This is a genomic window from Paenibacillus sp. tmac-D7 (assembly GCF_006519665.1).
Taxonomy (GTDB): Bacteria; Bacillota; Bacilli; order Paenibacillales; family NBRC-103111; genus Paenibacillus_G; species Paenibacillus_G validus.
This window is the reverse complement of sequence record NZ_VIDW01000010.1, coordinates 1-17,610: the sequence shown is the minus strand read 5'-3', so window position 1 is coordinate 17,610 and position 17,610 is coordinate 1. Positions and strand designations below refer to the sequence as shown.

Annotated in this window: 9 protein-coding genes; 8 read left to right on the top strand and 1 reads right to left on the bottom strand. The window is 48.7% G+C overall.

Annotated features, from left to right (window positions below; all coding sequences use genetic code 11):
• The first annotated feature begins 15 nt into the window (after positions 1 to 15).
• The 5 genes from FKP33_RS09305 (at position 16) to FKP33_RS09285 (ending at position 6,091) form a co-directional block, all read left to right on the top strand.
• Positions 16 to 1,626, top strand: a complete 1,611-nt coding sequence (locus tag FKP33_RS09305) for a spore germination protein (protein ID WP_141334673.1) — start codon at positions 16 to 18, stop codon at positions 1,624 to 1,626.
• Positions 1,616 to 2,854, top strand: coding sequence for a Ger(x)C family spore germination protein (locus FKP33_RS09300; protein ID WP_164751747.1), 1,239 nt, complete (start codon positions 1,616 to 1,618; stop codon positions 2,852 to 2,854). The genes FKP33_RS09305 and FKP33_RS09300 overlap by 11 nt, the downstream gene beginning before the upstream one ends.
• A 6-nt stretch (positions 2,855 to 2,860) precedes the next feature.
• The gene (locus FKP33_RS09295; RefSeq protein WP_127606014.1) at positions 2,861 to 3,115 is read left to right on the top strand and encodes a hypothetical protein; all 255 of its coding nucleotides are present in this window, start codon (positions 2,861 to 2,863) and stop codon (positions 3,113 to 3,115) included.
• Positions 3,105 to 4,193: a GerAB/ArcD/ProY family transporter gene (locus FKP33_RS09290; protein WP_127606016.1), complete on the top strand. Its 1,089-nt coding sequence runs from the start codon at positions 3,105 to 3,107 to the stop codon at positions 4,191 to 4,193. The genes FKP33_RS09295 and FKP33_RS09290 overlap by 11 nt, the downstream gene beginning before the upstream one ends.
• 149 nt (positions 4,194 to 4,342) lie before the next feature.
• The gene (locus FKP33_RS09285; RefSeq protein ID WP_141334671.1) at positions 4,343 to 6,091 is read left to right on the top strand and encodes a stalk domain-containing protein; all 1,749 of its coding nucleotides are present in this window, start codon (positions 4,343 to 4,345) and stop codon (positions 6,089 to 6,091) included.
• Between the two features lie 650 nt (positions 6,092 to 6,741).
• Here FKP33_RS09285 and FKP33_RS27650 read toward each other — a convergent pair.
• Positions 6,742 to 6,915: a hypothetical protein gene (locus FKP33_RS27650; RefSeq protein ID WP_230875942.1), complete on the bottom strand. Its 174-nt coding sequence runs from the start codon at positions 6,913 to 6,915 to the stop codon at positions 6,742 to 6,744.
• A 66-nt stretch (positions 6,916 to 6,981) separates the two neighbouring features.
• Between FKP33_RS27650 and FKP33_RS09280 the strand changes: the two genes are divergently transcribed.
• The 3 genes from FKP33_RS09280 (at position 6,982) to FKP33_RS09270 (ending at position 17,337) form a co-directional block, all read left to right on the top strand.
• Positions 6,982 to 15,018, top strand: coding sequence for a glycoside hydrolase family 94 protein (locus FKP33_RS09280; protein WP_258313418.1), 8,037 nt, complete (start codon positions 6,982 to 6,984; stop codon positions 15,016 to 15,018).
• A 400-nt stretch (positions 15,019 to 15,418) separates the two neighbouring features.
• Positions 15,419 to 16,102, top strand: coding sequence for a GntR family transcriptional regulator (locus FKP33_RS09275; protein WP_164751748.1), 684 nt, complete (start codon positions 15,419 to 15,421; stop codon positions 16,100 to 16,102).
• Between the two features lie 59 nt (positions 16,103 to 16,161).
• Positions 16,162 to 17,337 carry a mandelate racemase/muconate lactonizing enzyme family protein gene (locus tag FKP33_RS09270; RefSeq protein WP_141334668.1) on the top strand — a complete coding sequence of 392 codons (1,176 nt, stop codon included), beginning with the start codon at positions 16,162 to 16,164 and terminating at the stop codon, positions 17,335 to 17,337.
• Positions 17,338 to 17,610: the final 273 nt, after the last annotated feature.

Sequence of the window (17,610 nt, the reverse complement as noted above, 5' to 3'; positions counted from 1 at the left end):
AAGGGGGGATGAGGCATGTTTCCAAAGTTTCTAAAGATGAAAAAAAAGAAAACAGATCGTGCCGAAATCCAGGAAATTGAAGATTTGCAACCCTTTCAAAATCAGTCTTTGCACAATGATTTAACTAGGAATATGGAAACCATCAAATCCGAGATGGGGAACAGTCATGATGTCATCATCCGGGAATTTCAGGTAGCCGGAAAATTTCGCGCCGCGGCTGCATTTACGGATGGTTTATGTGACCAAAAGATTATCTCTGATTTTGTTATGGAAAGGTTAATGCGTTTACAAGATGAGGCATTCAACATGGACCCCGATATAGATGCTGAGCAGGCATTCCAGATCATAAAAGAACAACTGCTAACTTCCGGGGATGTAAAAGAAGTATCCAATTGGAAGCATCTCTTTCTCGGGATGTTATCCGGAGATTCGGTACTGCTTTTCAACGGTTGTAACAAAGCGATTGCCGTCGCAACCAAGGGAGGCGAAAATCGGGGCGTCACCGAACCGTCCACACAAACGGTCATCCGGGGTCCGAAAGAGGCTTTTTCGGAATCCATTCGTACCAATACTTCATTGATTCGAAGAAAAATAAGGAGCCCCAAATTGTGGCTCGAAGAAAGAATCATTGGTGATGTGACTCTAACCCAAGTCGGAGTCATGTATATCAAAGGAATCGCCAATGACGAAATCGTGCAGGAAGTAAGAAATCGTTTGGGACGAATTAAAATTGATGGAATACTGGAATCCGGATATATTGAAGACTTGATTCAAGATGGAATATGGACTCCGTTCCCAACGGTTTTCAATAGCGAAAGACCTGATGTTATAGCTGCCGGCTTACTTGAAGGAAGGGTGGCCATTCTGGTCGACGGAACACCTTTCGTGTTGCTCGTTCCGGTCATGTTCAACAGCTTTTTACAGTCAGCAGAAGACTACTATCAACGTTTTGATTTCGGTAATTTTTTGCGAATTTTGCGGTTTGTTTCTTTGTTAATTGCACTGCTCCTTCCTTCGCTATATGTTGCGGTCTCAACTTACCATCAAGAAATGTTACCCACAACCTTAATGCTGCATTTAGCGGCCCAGCGAGAAGGAGTCCCTTTCCCGCCTATCATCGAAGCTTTTATGATGGAGATCGTATTTGAAGTTCTGCGTGAAGCCGGGGTCAGGATGCCGAGTGCAGTAGGAAACACCATCTCGATTGTAGGCGCATTGGTCATTGGTCAAGCCGCTGTGGAAGCCGGCATCGTTTCGCCAGCCATGGTTATCGTCGTTTCGTTCACCGCCATCACAAATTTTGTTATTCCTTCCATTAGTCTGGCAATTGCCATACGATTGTTGCGTTTTGGCATTTTAATTCTTGCCGGCACTTTGGGGATGTACGGGATTGCTGTTGGCTTATTGCTTCTTGTGGTACATTTATCCAGCTTAAGGTCGTTTGGGGTTCCTTACTTAAAACCTTTTGCTCCGTTTATGCTCAAAGAACAAAAGGATGCGTTATTTCGTTTTCCGTTTTGGGCTATGAAAACGCATCCGCTTCCGATTAGCGAAGATTTTATGCAACAAGGTCATGATCAGAAGCCAAACCATCCGCCGGGGGATAAACCCAGACATGATGAATAATGTGATGCGAAAGAAAATGTTTGTTTGTATATGGATACTGCTGCTCTTCATTCCTTTGGGGGGATGCTGGGATATCAAATATTTGGATGAACTTTCGACGGTTATTGCCATGGGCATGGATACAAGCGAAGGCCAGGATATTCAACTTACAGTCCAAGTCGTGAACCCCGCTGAAGTTTCAACAGGAGGAGGCAAGGGCGGGGGAGGCAGCTCAAGCTCCGTTACCACATATAGCGAAACAGGGCGGACGGTTTTTGAAGCCATACGAAAAATTGCCAATAAAACCTCAAGAAGATTATATTTTGCGCATAATCAAGTGCTTGTAATTGGAGAGGATTTAGCGCGAAAAGGAGTAACTCCCTTATTTGATCTTATTGAAAGGGATCCGGAAGTTCGTACAGATTTTTATGTTCTTGTTGCTAAAGGTGCAAAAGCTTCCGATCTTTTGAAAATTAAAACACCGATAGAAAAGATCCCCGGAACAAAAATGCGCGAATCCGTTGAGAACGCCGAACAAATTTTGGGAACCTCCTATCGTATGAGTATCAAAGAGATGATCGCAAACATCAATTCCGGAAAAAAAGAAATATCAATGGGAAGTATTGAAATTATCGGGGATATAAAAAAGGGCGGCAATAATAAAAACGTTGAAAAAATCAATCCTTCAGCGAGTTTAAAATTAAACGGCATGGCCGTGTTCAAGAATCAAACGCTGGTTGATTTTTTAGATCCTAAGGAATCGAGGGGATCGGCATGGATTCAGGATAAAGTGAAAAGTACGGTCATCAACGTTTCTTGTAAGAAAGAAAGCGACATTGCTGTTGAAGTCGTACATTCCACCACAAGCATGAAGGGGAAGTTTCAACAGGGACAACCATCTATTGTTATCCATGTAAAGCAGGAAGCGAATATAGCGGAGATATTATGCTCAGACATGGATCTAACCGATAAAGAAACTTTTGCTCAAATCGGCAAGGAAACGGAAGCACAAATCAAAAAAGAGATGCTGGATGCGGTGAAAAAAGCGAAAAAATTGAAAACGGATATATTCGGTTTTGCTGATGCTGTATATAAGGCGAATCCGGCTTATTGGAAAAAAAACATGAACAATTGGGCGTACATTTTCTCAAAGATCCCTGTCCATATTGAAGTCGATACAGAAATAAGAAGAGAAGGATTAAGATATAAATCCTATTTTGGAAATGACCGTAGGGAGAAAAAGGAGTAGGAAAACATGCTCGCAGTAATTGGAGTACTTGCAGCCGGAGCCCTTATTTTTTTGTGGGAAGGGAGATCGTTATTTAAGCAGAAAATGAAAAAAGAGATGATCATTTTTTCATCGGTATTGCTATTGGCGGTGATCCTTTATATCGGCGTAGTTCTTGATCTTCCCATCCCATCTCCAACCAAAGCGATTGGAACACTGTTGGAGCCCATTGTTAAACCAATTGTTCTTTGGACCGAAGGAGAGGATTTTCATGATGGATAACGGAAAGATTTCACCCTTGCAATTGGGTGTTGCTGTTTTCATGTTTACATTAGGAAGTACGGCTTTAGTCATGCCCTCCATTATCGTTTCAATTGCGAAACAAGACGCGTGGATTTCCATTCTTTTGTGCATCACCGTGATTATTTGGTTCGTGTTATTATGGAATCGCTTATCCATGAGATACCCTAATGAATCCATCGTCCAATATAGTGAACGAATTCTGGGCAAATGGTTCGGTAAAATGGTTGGTGTCATGTATGTATCGTTCTTTTTATACCTAAGTGCGCTGGTACTTAGAAACGTAGGGGATTTTGTTACAACGAATGTATTGCCGCAAACACCCACACACGTTGTTCACATCATTTTTATGCTTCCTATCATGTATGGCGCATATTTGGGACTCGAGGTGATCACAAGGTCGAGTGAAGTATTATTTCCTTGGGTGATCATCATCTTTTTTATGACCACACTGATGCTGCTAAAGAACATCGATTTGTCTAAATTATTACCCATACTCCCTGATGGATGGCTAATACCAGTCAAAGGCATATACCCTTTTTTGGGATTTCCAATTAGTGAGCTGGTTGTTTTTTTGATCATTTTTCCATTCGTTATCCAACAAAGAAAAATAAAGAGGTATTTCACCTTATTTGCAATATTCGCCACTATATTCGGCACTTTGATCGTTGTTATTTCAATAGCGGTTTTAGGAGTGGACATTGCTGCGAGAAGTATCTTTACCGTATTTGATGTTGCCAAAGAAATAAGGGTCGGTAATTTTTTTGAGCGAGTAGAAGTTTTGGTTGCGATTATTTGGATTATGACTATTTTTGTCAAATTAATATTTTGTTTTTATGCCGCTAATCTTGCGACAGCTCAGCTTTTCAAATTGAAAAACTATCGTATCACCATTCTTCCCTATGGATTATTCGTTATCGCCTTGTCCATGCTCGTTTATCAAAATACGGCTGAAATCAGATGGTTTACTATGGGAGCCTATCCACTATACAGTTTGCTCCACGGATTCTGTATACCTGCGATTTTATTGTTAATCTCAACCATTCGGAATGTGAAATAAAGGCAATACAAGTCTCGAGCCAAAGCATGCTGTCGTGAAAAAACCGTTATGTCTCGCAACTTTCCCCGCAACAGCTGCGTCTACAGGGTAACTGCTTAGGAAGATTAGAAGCGGCTACGACGTGAATTCGGAGAGGGTGAGAAGAAGCTATGCTGCAAAGATTGAAAGCTGACCATCGTCGACTGGTTGATCGTCGAGGTCCGGCCGGCTCGCTGCGCAAGCTGTTCGCCGCGGCGGCAATTGCTGTATTAACGGCAGGTTTGCTGCCGATGCAGCAAGCGGATGCGAAAGCTGCGGACGGAACAACCATCATCGGTGACGATGTCGGCGACGTGCTGGCGACCGATATTAAAGCATACGTCCAGGGCAAACCCATTCGCTCGATGAATATTGACGGGTACACCGCTGTTGTTGCCGAGGATTTGCGGCAATACGGCTTTGACGTCGTATGGACGCCTGCGGATCGTAAGGTGACCATTTACAACCGTCCGGCCAAAACGTTGGAGGCGCCGCCGATAGAGCAGGAAGCTGCTCTTCCTGTGGGCATGAAGCTCAGCGATGTGCTCTATACCGATATCCGAACCTACTATGGGGATCAGGAAATTCCGTCGTACAACTTGAACGGACGGACTGCGATTCGGTTAAACGACCTGGATCGCATGGGATTGGTGGAATGGAATGAACAAGCAAAGACTATCGCATTCACGCCGGCTAAAAGCGAGGCGCCGGGATACCCGCCAATGGAAAACGCGCCTCTGGTTCTTCGCGAGGTGAACTCCATCGAACTGAAGGATATTGTGATTGGCAACGATACTGTTGTATACCAGGGCCAAACGATTGGAAAAATCGTAGACGGAAGTCCGATGATTTCGCTTGCTTTTATGGGGGAAGCCTTAGGGTATGATCGAACCAGTCCGGGTTCGCACTCGGGCTGCGGCCAAGTGACGCTCTGTTTATACAACGGCATATTCGGCATGATGGCGCATGCACCTAACGTAACCGCTTATCCCGAGCATCCATTAGATATCCAATTGTATGGGTCGGGCGGGCAAAGGGGCAGGTTTCCTGTGAAAGCCGTGCCTGCCGACGCTGACTCCGACGTGCTCGTTAGTGAACGCGATCTTCAGCAGCTGTTTGGCTATAACTCACAATGGAATCCGGATACAAAGAAGCTCGATATCCTGTATGTCGACTATAAAGTCGATGACTACGGATTGCCTGCAGATTATCGAAACTATTATTATGCTCCGAATGCTGTTGGATACATGACGGGTACCGTCAGTCAATTTCCTGAACTCAGGATACTTGACAGGAGAAGTATCGATCGAACGTCCCGCGCCAGCTCGATCGGTTTGATCGGTGAAGCCGGGGCCTATGATTACGGAGGTCGGAAAGGTTTATCCAAATATCAATTTCAAACGGAGCTTAGGTTCGATATCGGCTCCTACGGTTATGACCTTGACTTGAAGGTCGGTCAGCGCATCTTATTCAGCTCAGAGCTTGAGTTCAATTTGACTCCGGAAACAGCCGATCCCGTCATTGACTACCCCGATCCTTCCGGTTTCGGGGAAATAAGCCGAATCAGCTTCGATCAGCCGGCACTAGGCTATACGGAAACGGAAGCGGCTGAGGTTGTCTTCAGCGGGACTGCGTCTAAGCGAGTCGGATCGGGACTTACCGTTCTAGTGGAACGGCAAGTATATGGAGGCGGTTATGAACTGGATAAGAAGTTTGAGGTTCCGTTCGAGGGAGACCGCTTCTCGTTCACCGTGGATACGTCTGACGATTACCGGTATTTGACGAAGGTCACCGTCAGGAGCCAGGTATCTTACCCGCGCGGCACCTATGAAATGGATGTGGCGAGATTTTATTTGAAAAAGCCTGGACCACAGCCCTAATCAACGGGTTAACAAACAACAGTTCGTACGGCGAGGGTGTCTATACGGCTTGACGGAACCCGCGGTTACGTGCTAATCGCCACTCTAAAGGTTAATTATAGCTTCATCAAGACAACCCAAGCAGGCGCCGCGGCGACCTGCTTTTTTCATTGAGGCGGGTAGCAGAGCGGAAAAGTTTGGATAACTTCAAAGCTTTACATCTCGTTCCATCTCCTTTGAAATCCCCCTGGCTTTTTTAGAAATTCATCTCCATTCGTAACCGCTGCACTTCTTCTTCCAGGCTAAATCCTTGGCTCTTTGGCCTCCTTTTCCAACCCCTTGGGCTCTTCCGCACGATACGTTCACACTCTCCTTCAAAATCTATATTTATAATTTTCATCCAAATTGGGAATGTTTTAACTGTTATAAACTTAACAGCTACAGAGTCAGTACCTTATACAAATTACTTCTTTAACATGGTTAATTTCTGACTTTCTTTAGGAGGATCTATGAATCTGCATACGGAACAACTCCGACAAAAAGCTCATGAACTTGCACTGACCCATGAACCATATCTTAGACGGCGGCCATCGAAGCGTCGTCTATGGCGGAATTTTACTACGGACATCGAGAATTTGCGCGCGTTCGTACGCTCCTTGCAAGGACGTCGCTCAAGCTGCTCGCAGCCAGCGGAAGAATGGTTCCTCGATCACGCGGAGTTCATTGAGGAGCAGGGGGTAGTCGTTCAAAACCAGCTTACCGGAAACTTTTTGCAGCATTTGCCGCACCTGCGCAAGACCGGTGAGCCACGGATACTTTCGATCTGTGCCGATTATCTTAACCATATGGATGGGAACCTGAACGAGAACTCTTTTGTTTCCTATATCAATTTTTATCAGGAAGTATCGGTTTTGACGATTGCCGAAACGTGGGCGATCCCGCTTATCGTACGGATTGCCCTGGTACGGCGGCTGGCAGAAGTCATGGAACTGATTCGCGAACGGCAGGAGGTGTGTTCTCTGGTCGAAAGGCTGCTGGAGCGTATAGAGCCGTCGAAGCTAAATCCCGAAGCGCTTAGGGCTGCACTTGAACAAGCAGGTCAGGATATGCCGCTCTCCGGTCCGATGATCGTCCACCTGGTCAGCCACCTGCGCGAATGGGCAGACGATTCAGCAACCATGCGTGAATGGCTGATGTGCAAATTGGAAAACGGTCCTGACAGCCTCGATCGAATCGTCTCCTATGAGTATCAGCTTCAAGCCGCCTATCAAGTGACTACAGGCAACGCCATCAGCAGTCTGAGAAAAATCACGCGCTCGGACTGGCGCGATCCGTTCGAACAAATTTGCCTGGTGGAGCACACGATGCGGCAAGAAAACGCCGGCGTCTATCCATTGCTTGATGATTCAAGCCGCGACGCGCTGCGAACAAGCGTTGAGCAACTAGCCCGCCGCTTTCGTGTGCCGGAAAATCTGGTTGCCAAGCAGGTCGTAGAGCTAGCAGCGAAGGAGTATAACCAGGCGTGCGCGGAACGCGGACAAGCCTTCGCAGATACTGCGAATGGTGCTGCGGAGGGGAATAGAACCGCAGGAAGTACGGCAGATTCAGACGTTATGCCTCGTCAAGCGTTTATCGCTTATTACCTGCTCGAACCGAGTGGCGTCAAAGAGCTGCAACGCGCGCTGAAACAATGCAGCAGCCCCCGGCGTTTGCCGCAAATCGGGCTATGGCAACGAGCTACTCGCGTATATTTCACCCTGCTCACAGGATTGTTTGCATGTGCCCTTCTCGGATTCGCTGCGTGGATCGGTGGCGGTGCCAGCTATACGATGATCGAGTGGGCGGTGATTTTGCTCATGCTATCCGTACCCGTGAGTGAGTGGGCGGTGACGGCGACATACTGGATCATAGAATGCGCAAGGCAACCGCAGCCGCTGCTGCGCTATGATTTCTCGCATGAAATACCGGCTGAGGCGACCACGATGGTCGTCATTCCCGTTATCTGGTCAACCGTCGAACAAGTGCATGAAATGGCAGATCGACTGGAGCTTCATTATCTGGCCAACCGCGATTCGAATATTCACTTCGCCCTTCTGGGTGATTTTGTCGATGCCGACGCGGAGAGTCTTCCGCAGGATGCCGCAATTCTTGAAGCTGCTCGCACAAGTATTGAGAAGTTGAACCGTACTTACTCCCATACGGGCGGGAATAGTACGTTTCACCTCTTTCAACGCCGCAGGTTATGGAACCCGTCTGAGGGAGTATGGATGGGTTGGGAGCGCAAGCGGGGCAAATTGGTAGAGTTTGTCGAACTGCTACAAGGACAAGCAAATACGACTTACGACTTCGTAGTCGGGGACTCAAGCGTTCTTCCGAGCATCCGTTATATCATTACGCTCGACGCGGATACACAGCTTCCGATAGGCAGTGCTCAGCGGATGATCGGTACTTTGCATTTGCCATACAACCAGCCGAGGCTTAACCGCTCGCGGACACGGGTTGTCGAGGGCTACGGCGTGCTGCAGCCGCGCATTGGCATTAGCCACGAATCGTCCTTACGTTCGCGATTGGCCTATCTTTGGTCTGGTGACCCGGGAATCGATCCTTACGCGTTTGCCGTTTCCGATCCGTACCAGGACGGATTAGGGGAGGGTATCTTTACGGGTAAGGGGATATTCGATGTGAATGCATTCGCACAGGTTCTGTGTGAACGTATTCCTGAAAACCGGGTCCTAAGTCATGATTTGCTGGAAGGCGGCTTTTTGCGTGCCGGATTGATGTCGGACATTGAATTGATTGATGACCAACCCGCTACGTTCAGCGCATATCAGAAGAGGCTGCACCGTTGGGTTCGTGGCGATTGGCAATTGCTCTCATGGCTCTTTCCCCGCATTTCCGACCGGCGGGGGAAGCGTTTGCCGGTCGATTTATCCGCTCTTACTCGCTGGCATTTGATAGATAACCTGCGGCGCAGTCTATTTCCGCCAGCATTGTTCGCACTACTGCTGTTAGGCATGAGCGTACTTCCCGGATCACCCGAACGGTGGTTTGTTTTTGGAGCAGCTACATTGGTTTTGCCGCTGATCCGGCAGCTCGTGGCGATTCGGCGAACCATTCGGCGTCCCCGAAGCTTGCTTTCGACGGCTTTGCAAATTATGGTTACCCTGTTGACTCTGCCGTTTCAAACCGTTCTGCTGCTCGACGCAATCGGTAGAACCTTATACCGGTTATTCGTATCAAAGCGTCATTTGCTTGAATGGGTCAGCTCTTCGGAAATTGAACGCCGCAACCGTGGAGGGCGGCATGTTACGCTTCTGGGGATGTACCAAGGATACGTGTTGGTGTTTGTCTTTGCGCTGGCAGCAGCGGCCAGCGGCAGTTCAGCAGCACGGTTGACAGGCTTAGCGCTCTGCGCGATATGGTTATTCGCTCCGCTTGCGATCCGCTGGTTGGACCTGCCAATACAACGGGCTGAGCGGAGGCTTGAACCGGATGAAGAGAAAGAGCTGCGGGCGCTGGCTAATCAGATTTGGACATTCTTCGAGGACTTTGTTACCGCAAAAGACCATTGGCTGCCGCCTGATAATGTTCAATTGGAACCACCCAATGGGATCGCACATCGAACTTCGCCTACCAATATCGGGCTTTTTCTTGCCTGCGCGCTTTCTGCACGGGATTTCGGATTTATCGATACGCCCGGGTTGGTTGAGCGTTTGGAGCGTACGATCGATACGGTTGAGCGCATGGATAAATGGAATGGCCATCTTTATAACTGGTACGATACGACCACTTTGGAACCATTACCTCCTCTGTACGTTTCAACGGTGGATTCCGGCAACTTCGTCGGCTATTTAATGACGGTCAAAGAGGGGTTGGCCGAGTGGCTCAAGACAGACTTCGAACCGAACGAAGGGCCGGAGTCGTATGTGAAGGATCGGGGCAAGGCCGAAGAAGCCTTAAATGTGGCATTCGCCGAGGAGTTGATGCCTTCACTGCAGGGTGAAGTTTCTGACAAGACCATAGGAGCGGCAGACGCAGGAGTTCGGGGTCATGGAGAGAGGGCGGACCGCGAAGCATCGGCAGACACTGCCTTAGAAAATTGGTTGGCACGCGGGCAAAATCTGATCGCCCGCATCGCGTTATTGATTAACGAGACAGACTTTCGTCCGCTTTACGATCACAAAACCAAACTTTTCACATTGGGGTACCATGCCGCGCTGCAGGAACGAGATAAGATCCTGTATGACCTGATGGCATCAGAGGCAAGGCAGGCAAGCTTTATTGCCATCGCCCTCGGTCAAGTGTCTGTAGCGCATTGGCGTGCGCTCGGACGGACAATGACGAAAGTCGGGAAGCGCGCCGCGCTGCTCTCTTGGTCCGGAACCATGTTTGAATATTTGATGCCTTGGCTCATGATGCGCACCTATCGGAACACCATCTGGGAGAGCACCTACCGTGCCGTGGTGGAGCGGCAAATCGACTACGCCCATGGACGGGGTGTTCCATTCGGTATTTCCGAATCCGGTTATTACGCGTTTGATTATCAGATGAACTATCAATACAGGGCGTTTGGAGTTCCCGGTCTCGGCTTCAAGAGCGGCCTGGAACAAGATTTGGTCGTGGCGCCGTATGCTGCCATTCTGGCTTTACCTTTCGCAAAGCGTCGAGGGCTTAAAGATTTGCGCAAAATGGAAGAGCTCGGCGCCCGCGGCAAATATGGCTACTATGAAGCCATCGATTTTACGTCCGAACGGATGCCGAACAATCAGACTTGCATGGTCATCCGAAGTTTTATGGCCCATCATCAAGGTATGAGTTTGCTTGCCCTGGCCAACATGCTGCTGCCGGTAAAGATGTACGAACGGTTTCACCGGGACAAGCGCGTGCAAGCGGCAGAACTGCTGCTGCAGGAACGTATTCCCGCGCGCCCCAAAATCACTAAACACCCTGCAATGGCACGCGAACCTGTACCTCATGCAAAGCCGGTTCAAAATGGCGCCCTGAGGGAATACCTTACCGCAGACACGCGTACTCCGGAGGTGTGTATTCTTTCTAATGGAACCTATACGACCGTGATGACGGGCAGCGGCGGCGGGTTCAGTCGATATGAAGGTCTGGCCGTCTCGCGTTGGCGGGAGGATCCGGTATTGGACGATTGGGGGAGCTACATCTATATCCGCGACGTTAACCGTGACGTGGTGTGGTCTCCGGCGTTTCAACCGTGCCGTGTTCCGTCCTCTGAACAACGCGTGCAGTTCTCGCTTGATCGGGCCACATTTATGCGCGCAGACGGAGACGTGCAGACAAGTCTTGAAGTCTGCGTGTCGCCCGAATGGAATGCGGAAGTTCGCCGATTGACACTCACCAATACGGGGAATGAGGCGAAGATCATGGAGGTCACAACGTTTCTTGAACTGACCTTGGCATCTCCTATAGCTGATGATGCGCATCCCGCCTTCAGCAAATTGTTTATCGAAACGGAATATGCGGGCGATGCCGAGTGTCTCCTCGCCCGGAGAAGGCCTCGTCAGGAAAGTGAGAAGCCCTTGTGGGCGGCGCATTCACTTATGGTGGAAGGACGAACACTCGGACCGGTGGAATACGAGACTGACCGGGCCAGCTTTATTGGCCGCGGGCATACAATCTCCCAGCCGAAGGGGATCCGTTCCCGCCTTCGTGGAACGGTGGGCTCTGTGGCTGATCCTGCCTTTATCATGCGTCGGCAGTTAAGCATCGAGCCCGGTGAACAAATTCAACTGTTTGCTGTCACCTGCGCTGCCGATTCGAAGGAGGAGGCGATCAGTCTCGTCCGCCGATTCCAAGAAAACCAAGTCGTGGAACGAACCTTTCAACTTGCATGGAATCGCAGTCAAATCGAGCTTAGGCATCTGCACATCACTGCCGCCGAGGCGACGGCCCTTCAAACCTTTGCAGGCCAGGTGCTGTATACGCCGCCGCTGAGGGAGGAGCGGATGGATAGAATCACTGCCAATATAAAAGGACAGTCCGGACTCTGGTCGTACGGAGTGTCCGGGGATCGCCCGATTATCCTTGTACGGATCGAGAATCGGGCCAATATGAAATTTATTGCCAAGCTTCTGATCGGACACGAGTATTTACGCCGCATGGGGTTACTTTTCGACATGGTCATTCTGAACGAATCGCCCGGGGGGTACCAGCAGGATTTGCAGGAAGCGCTGCGCAGCGCAGTAGAACACGGCATTGACCGGCATGGCGCAGGACATGGAGGCGTGTTCATCCTTAACGCTAATCAGCTTCCGGACGAGGATAAGACACTGCTGCTGGCAGCAGCCCGTCTTGTCCTTCGCGCGGGTGGCCCGAGTCTGAAGACGCAAATCAAGCTGCCGAGGCCGGAAAAAGAGTTGCCGGCTCCGCTGGAGGCGACAGCGCCGTTATCCAGGTTCGGGAACCCGCCTCCGGAGGACGTAGGCAATTTGCTGTTCTTCAACGGTTGGGGAGGATTTTCGCCCGATAGCCAGGAGTACCGGATCGTGCTCAAAAACGGCAATCATTTGCCCGCGCCATGGATCAATGTCATCGCCAATCCACGCTTTGGCTGCCTTGTTTCCGAGCTCGGTACGGGCTACACATGGTGGCGCAACAGCCGTGAGTGCAAACTGACGCCTTGGTCAAATGATCCTGTACTTGACCCGCCGGGCGAAGTCTGTTATTTGCGGGACGAAGAGAGCGGTGAAACATGGACTACTACTCCGTCTACCGCACACACTGACCAACCCTATACGGTTTCGCACGGACGGGGATTCTCGAGGTTTCTACACGAGAGACACGGCGTCATGCAGGAAATGACCGTTTTTGTTCCGCTCCATGATCCGGTCAAGGTGATCAAATTGCGGCTGCAAAACAGGACTTCCGAGCGGAGACGCCTTTCCGTCACCTATTACGCTGAATGGGTGCTGGGTGTACGGCGTCAGGCGAACGCCTCCTTCATCGTTACGGAATGGAACGAATCGGCCCAAATGCTGCTGGCACGCAATGCCTATCAGGAATCATTTCGCGATGCGACAGCCTTTCTGGGTTTGTATCTACCACAGGAATCGTCAGAGGAGTCATTGAACACGGAATCCGGAGTGCAGCGGACCGATCCCGTCGGGCCTCCTGATCTGTCTTGGACGGCAGACCGCAATGAATTTATCGGACGAAACGGTACGTATGAAAAACCCGCCGCGCTCGGCCGCGAGCGCCTGTCGGGAACAACGGGACCACTTTATGACACCTGCGGGGCCGTGCAGACTAAGCTTACGCTGGAGCCTGGAGCCGAACAGACAGTCTACATTCTGCTTGGTTGCGAACATTCGCAGGATGCCGCCGTGAAACTGGCGCAAACCTACTGCCAAGCCGGTGTATGTGAGCAGTCATTCGCACACGTAGGGGAATTCTGGGATGATGTGTTGGACCAGATCTCGGTTTCTACACCATGCCCGGAGATGGATGTCCTGCTGAACGGATGGTTGATTTATCAGACGCTGAGCAGCAGAATGTGGGCCAGATCCGCTTTTTATCAAGCGGGAGGAGCATTCGGCTTTCGTGATCAGCTGCAGGATTCATTGGCGCTTCTGCATACCCGACCCGACCTTACACGGGCACAAATTTTGCTGCACGCAGCGCATCAATATGTGGAAGGTGATGTGCAGCACTGGTGGCATGAAGAAACGGAACGCGGCATCCGCACGTTTTTCTCCGACGATTTACTGTGGCTGCCGTATGCAGCCTCGCGGTACGCCGAACATACGGGGGATGACAGCTTATTTGAAGAGATAGCGCCGTTTCTTCATAGTGAACCGCTGCGCGAGGGAGAACATGAACGATACGAGCCGACACAAGTTTCTGAACAAAGCGGAACCATTTACGAGCACTGCTTGCGGGCAATCGACAAGGCCTTGCAGCGTTTCGGCGAACATGGGCTGCCGCTGATCGGAATCGGAGATTGGAACGACGGCATGAACCTTGTCGGCGCGAAAGGCCGCGGCGAGAGTGTATGGCTCGGTTGGTTTCTCTACGAAATTCTGGGTCGGTTCACGGATTTGTGCCGGGAGCGCGGTGATGTGCAGCGGTCAAACCGTTACCAGGATGTAAGGGACCGGCTCGTCTCTTCACTTGACGAGCATGCCTGGGATGGGCAGTGGTACCGTCGTGCCTTCACCGATGCCGGACAATGGCTCGGTTCTGTACACAATCAGGAATGCCGTATCGATGCTATCGCTCAGTCATGGTCGGTCATTTCCGGAGCGGCGCCAAGGAACAAGGCTCTGCAGGCGATGCAGTCATTTGATCGTGAACTTGTGGATCGGGAACTTTCCGTCGCACATCTTCTGATACCGCCGTTTGACCGTACGGACCCTAGTCCCGGTTACATTCAGGGTTATCCGCCCGGAATTCGCGAGAACGGGGCCCAGTACACACACGGTGTCATATGGAGCATCATCGCTTGGTGCCGTCTTGGGAACGGAGACAAGGCGTTTGAATTGTTTCACCTGTTAAATCCGCTAACGCACACGCGTACGCCAAATGAAGTACGGAAGTACGCCGGTGAACCCTACGTGATGTCGGCAGACGTTTACACGGCGGATCCTCACAAAGGACACGCCGGCTGGACTTGGTATACGGGTGCTGCGGGCTGGATGTATCAGGCGGGGATTGAATGGATTCTCGGACTTCGCAGACGTGGGGAACGGTTGTACATGAGCCCGTGCATTCCTTGTGAATGGCCGGAGTTTTCCGTCCAATACCGTATTGGCGGGACGCGCTATCACATTACGGTCAACAATCCGTTGCATAAGTCCAGCGGAGTGACCGCATTACAATTGGACGGACAAGAAATTGTCCTGATGGAACACGAAGCAACAGACGGTTACTACGTTGAATTGTGCGACGATGGGCAAGTCCACCATGTCGTTGTGACGTTGTAGGTTCAGGGTATAAGATTGGGCGGTCGTCGTCGGATGAAGTAAGGCATGCTGCTTTACGCCAGATGACCGCCGTAATCTGCACAGGTTGCGAATGGATTCGCGGAATTTTGGTTTCTTACACCCTCAGTGACAATAACCAGTTTTTTGAAAAAAAGTTATTGATTATTTTGGAAGGGTATGTTAAATTTAAAGCGTTAACAGGATTGTATACAATATAACAAAGTTAAAGTGACTAAACGGATAAAATAGTATACAATTCAAAAAGTGGACTTGCGATATTTCGTCATATTATACCGAATAATAATTATTTTATCGTAATTGTACACAATATCATAAATTGAAATCATAATAATCAACCGAATTACGTTAACGAGTTGAAACTCAAATGGAGTGTGCAAAAGTGAAGAAAGAAGCAATGGTTAACCATGATCAGGGCAATTCGAGGTTTATTGTGGTCTATGAAACATTAAAGAAAAAGATTATGGAAGGTGAGTTACCTTCAAATACTCCCTTAGTCGAAGAAAAATTGGCCAAGGAATTTCAGATGAGCAGGACGCCCATCAGGGAAGCGATCAGGCATCTGGTCCAGGATGGTTTGGTCGAATTTTTTCCGAGAAGGGGAGCTTTGGTTAAAGAAATTACGGTAAAAGATCTTGAGGATATATTTACCGTAAGAGAAGCTCTCGAAGGTATTAGCGCTAGAATTGCGGCAAGCGTGATAACGGAACAAAAGATTATTTTGCTGCATGAGGCACTAAAAAAAGCTGATCAAGAACTTGAAAACGGAGACAAGGATCAGTCTTTTGAACTCGGAAACACATTACATGAGATTGTCCTTGACGTTGCAAACAACAATAAGATCTTGACGATCGTTTCCGATTTTAAGAACCAAATTCAGAGATTTCATTATTTTTCATACCATATTCCTGGAAGATTGGAATTATCCAACAAGGAACATTGGGAAATATTTGAAGCTATTCAAGCCGGGGACGGTGAACTTGCGGAGCGCAGAATGAGGAAACATGTGAGGGGAACCAAAGAATCCATCCTATTTGCAGTGAAAAATAACATTCGAACCATATAAATGAACGGAGAATCGCAAGGCCGTATTGCCAATTCCCAACTCTTTTAGGAGGTACGATTATGAAAGTTAAAAATATTCAAACGTACATTTTACGAACGCCGTTAGGTAATGAACGCTTTTTCTCTTCCCAATGCTCTTTTCCTGAGAGAAATAGTTTAATAGTTAAAATCGAAACGGATAATGGGATTATTGGGTGGGGGGAGGGAGGGCAATATGGTCCTCCTGAACCAGTCGCAGCTGTTGTTAAACACGTCTTATCACCAAAATTAATAAATAAAGAGTTACAAAATCCGATTAGAATTTGGGAACAAAATTATGCAGATACGCGGGATTTTGGACAAAAAGGAACTTATATTGAAGCGTTAAGTGCAGTAGATATCGCTTTATGGGATATCTATGGTCAGATGTTAAATAAACCGGTGCATCACTTAATTGGAGGCTCCTTTCGAGAAAACGTATTTGCCTATGCAACAGGCTGTTACTACAGAGGCGAGGATGTTCTGAATTACAAAGATTCATTGCCTAAATTGGCTGAAGAAGCTCGTTCTTACGTCGATGCGGGTTTTCGGATTTTAAAAATGAAAGTAGGCCTGTTGTCAATAGAAGAGGATATAGAGAGGGTTAAAACCATTAGAGAGGCCATTGGTCCTAATACTTCCCTCTTGGTGGATTGTAATCATGCTTATAATGTGTTTACGGCAGTGAAAATGGCGAAGGAGCTTGAAAAATTCAATGTCATGTGGTTGGAAGAACCCGTTGTTCCAGAAGACCGGATTGGTTACCGCGAAGTTAGATCTTCAACAAACATTCCCATTGCGGGAGGAGAGTGCGAGTTCACCAGATTTGGTTTTAGAGATTTATTTTTAGGAGGCTGTGTAGATATAGCCCAACCGGATATTTGCGTTTCCGGAGGGTTTTCCGAATGGATGAAAATACAGGCACTGGCCTCAAGCTTCGGTGTAACGGTCATTCCACATGTATGGGGGTCAGGAATCGCCCTGGCGGCGGCTCTTCATGTATTAGCATCGATCCCGCCGAGTCCGCATACGGCAAATACCGTCCCGTTACAAAACGAACCTATAGTTGAGTACGATAGAAACCCTAATCCTCTCCGGGATGAGCTTTTAAAAACACCGATAACCTTACAAAATGGAAAAGTGCCGGTTCCTCAGAATCCTGGACTAGGAATTGAAGTCAATTTAGATGTGATATCAAAATATGGAAGCGAATTTTAAAAAAGCAGACTGGTTTGCACCTGGTACTGCTGTATATGAACATGCCTGTGGGCTGCACGATCCGGTAAAAGACCCGACAACTGATGTCAGTGGACATCGCACAAGACTGTAGGAGATCGAATAAAGGGATGTGTCATATATAAAACACAAAATGTAAGGGCTTACATAATGACGCATTCTTCTTTATTTCATAGAACACCATGTGGATGACGAGATGGCATGGCATCTTCAATTCGACCTATAAGGCGAACCGCAAGGCGGCTATAGATCATC

Excerpts from the sequence above, each read along its gene's own strand:
- FKP33_RS09305 (WP_141334673.1), top strand. The coding sequence starts at position 16 with ATGTTTCCAAAGTTTCTAAAGATGAAAAAAAAGAAAACAGATCGTGCC.
- FKP33_RS09300 (WP_164751747.1), top strand. The coding sequence starts at position 1,616 with ATGATGAATAATGTGATGCGAAAGAAAATGTTTGTTTGTATATGGATA.
- FKP33_RS09295 (WP_127606014.1), top strand. The coding sequence starts at position 2,861 with ATGCTCGCAGTAATTGGAGTACTTGCAGCCGGAGCCCTTATTTTTTTG.
- FKP33_RS09290 (WP_127606016.1), top strand. The coding sequence starts at position 3,105 with ATGATGGATAACGGAAAGATTTCACCCTTGCAATTGGGTGTTGCTGTT.
- FKP33_RS09285 (WP_141334671.1), top strand. The coding sequence starts at position 4,343 with ATGCTGCAAAGATTGAAAGCTGACCATCGTCGACTGGTTGATCGTCGA.
- FKP33_RS27650 (WP_230875942.1), bottom strand. The coding sequence starts at position 6,915 with ATGGTTAAGATAATCGGCACAGATCGAAAGTATCCGTGGCTCACCGGT.
- FKP33_RS09270 (WP_141334668.1), top strand. The coding sequence starts at position 16,162 with ATGAAAGTTAAAAATATTCAAACGTACATTTTACGAACGCCGTTAGGT.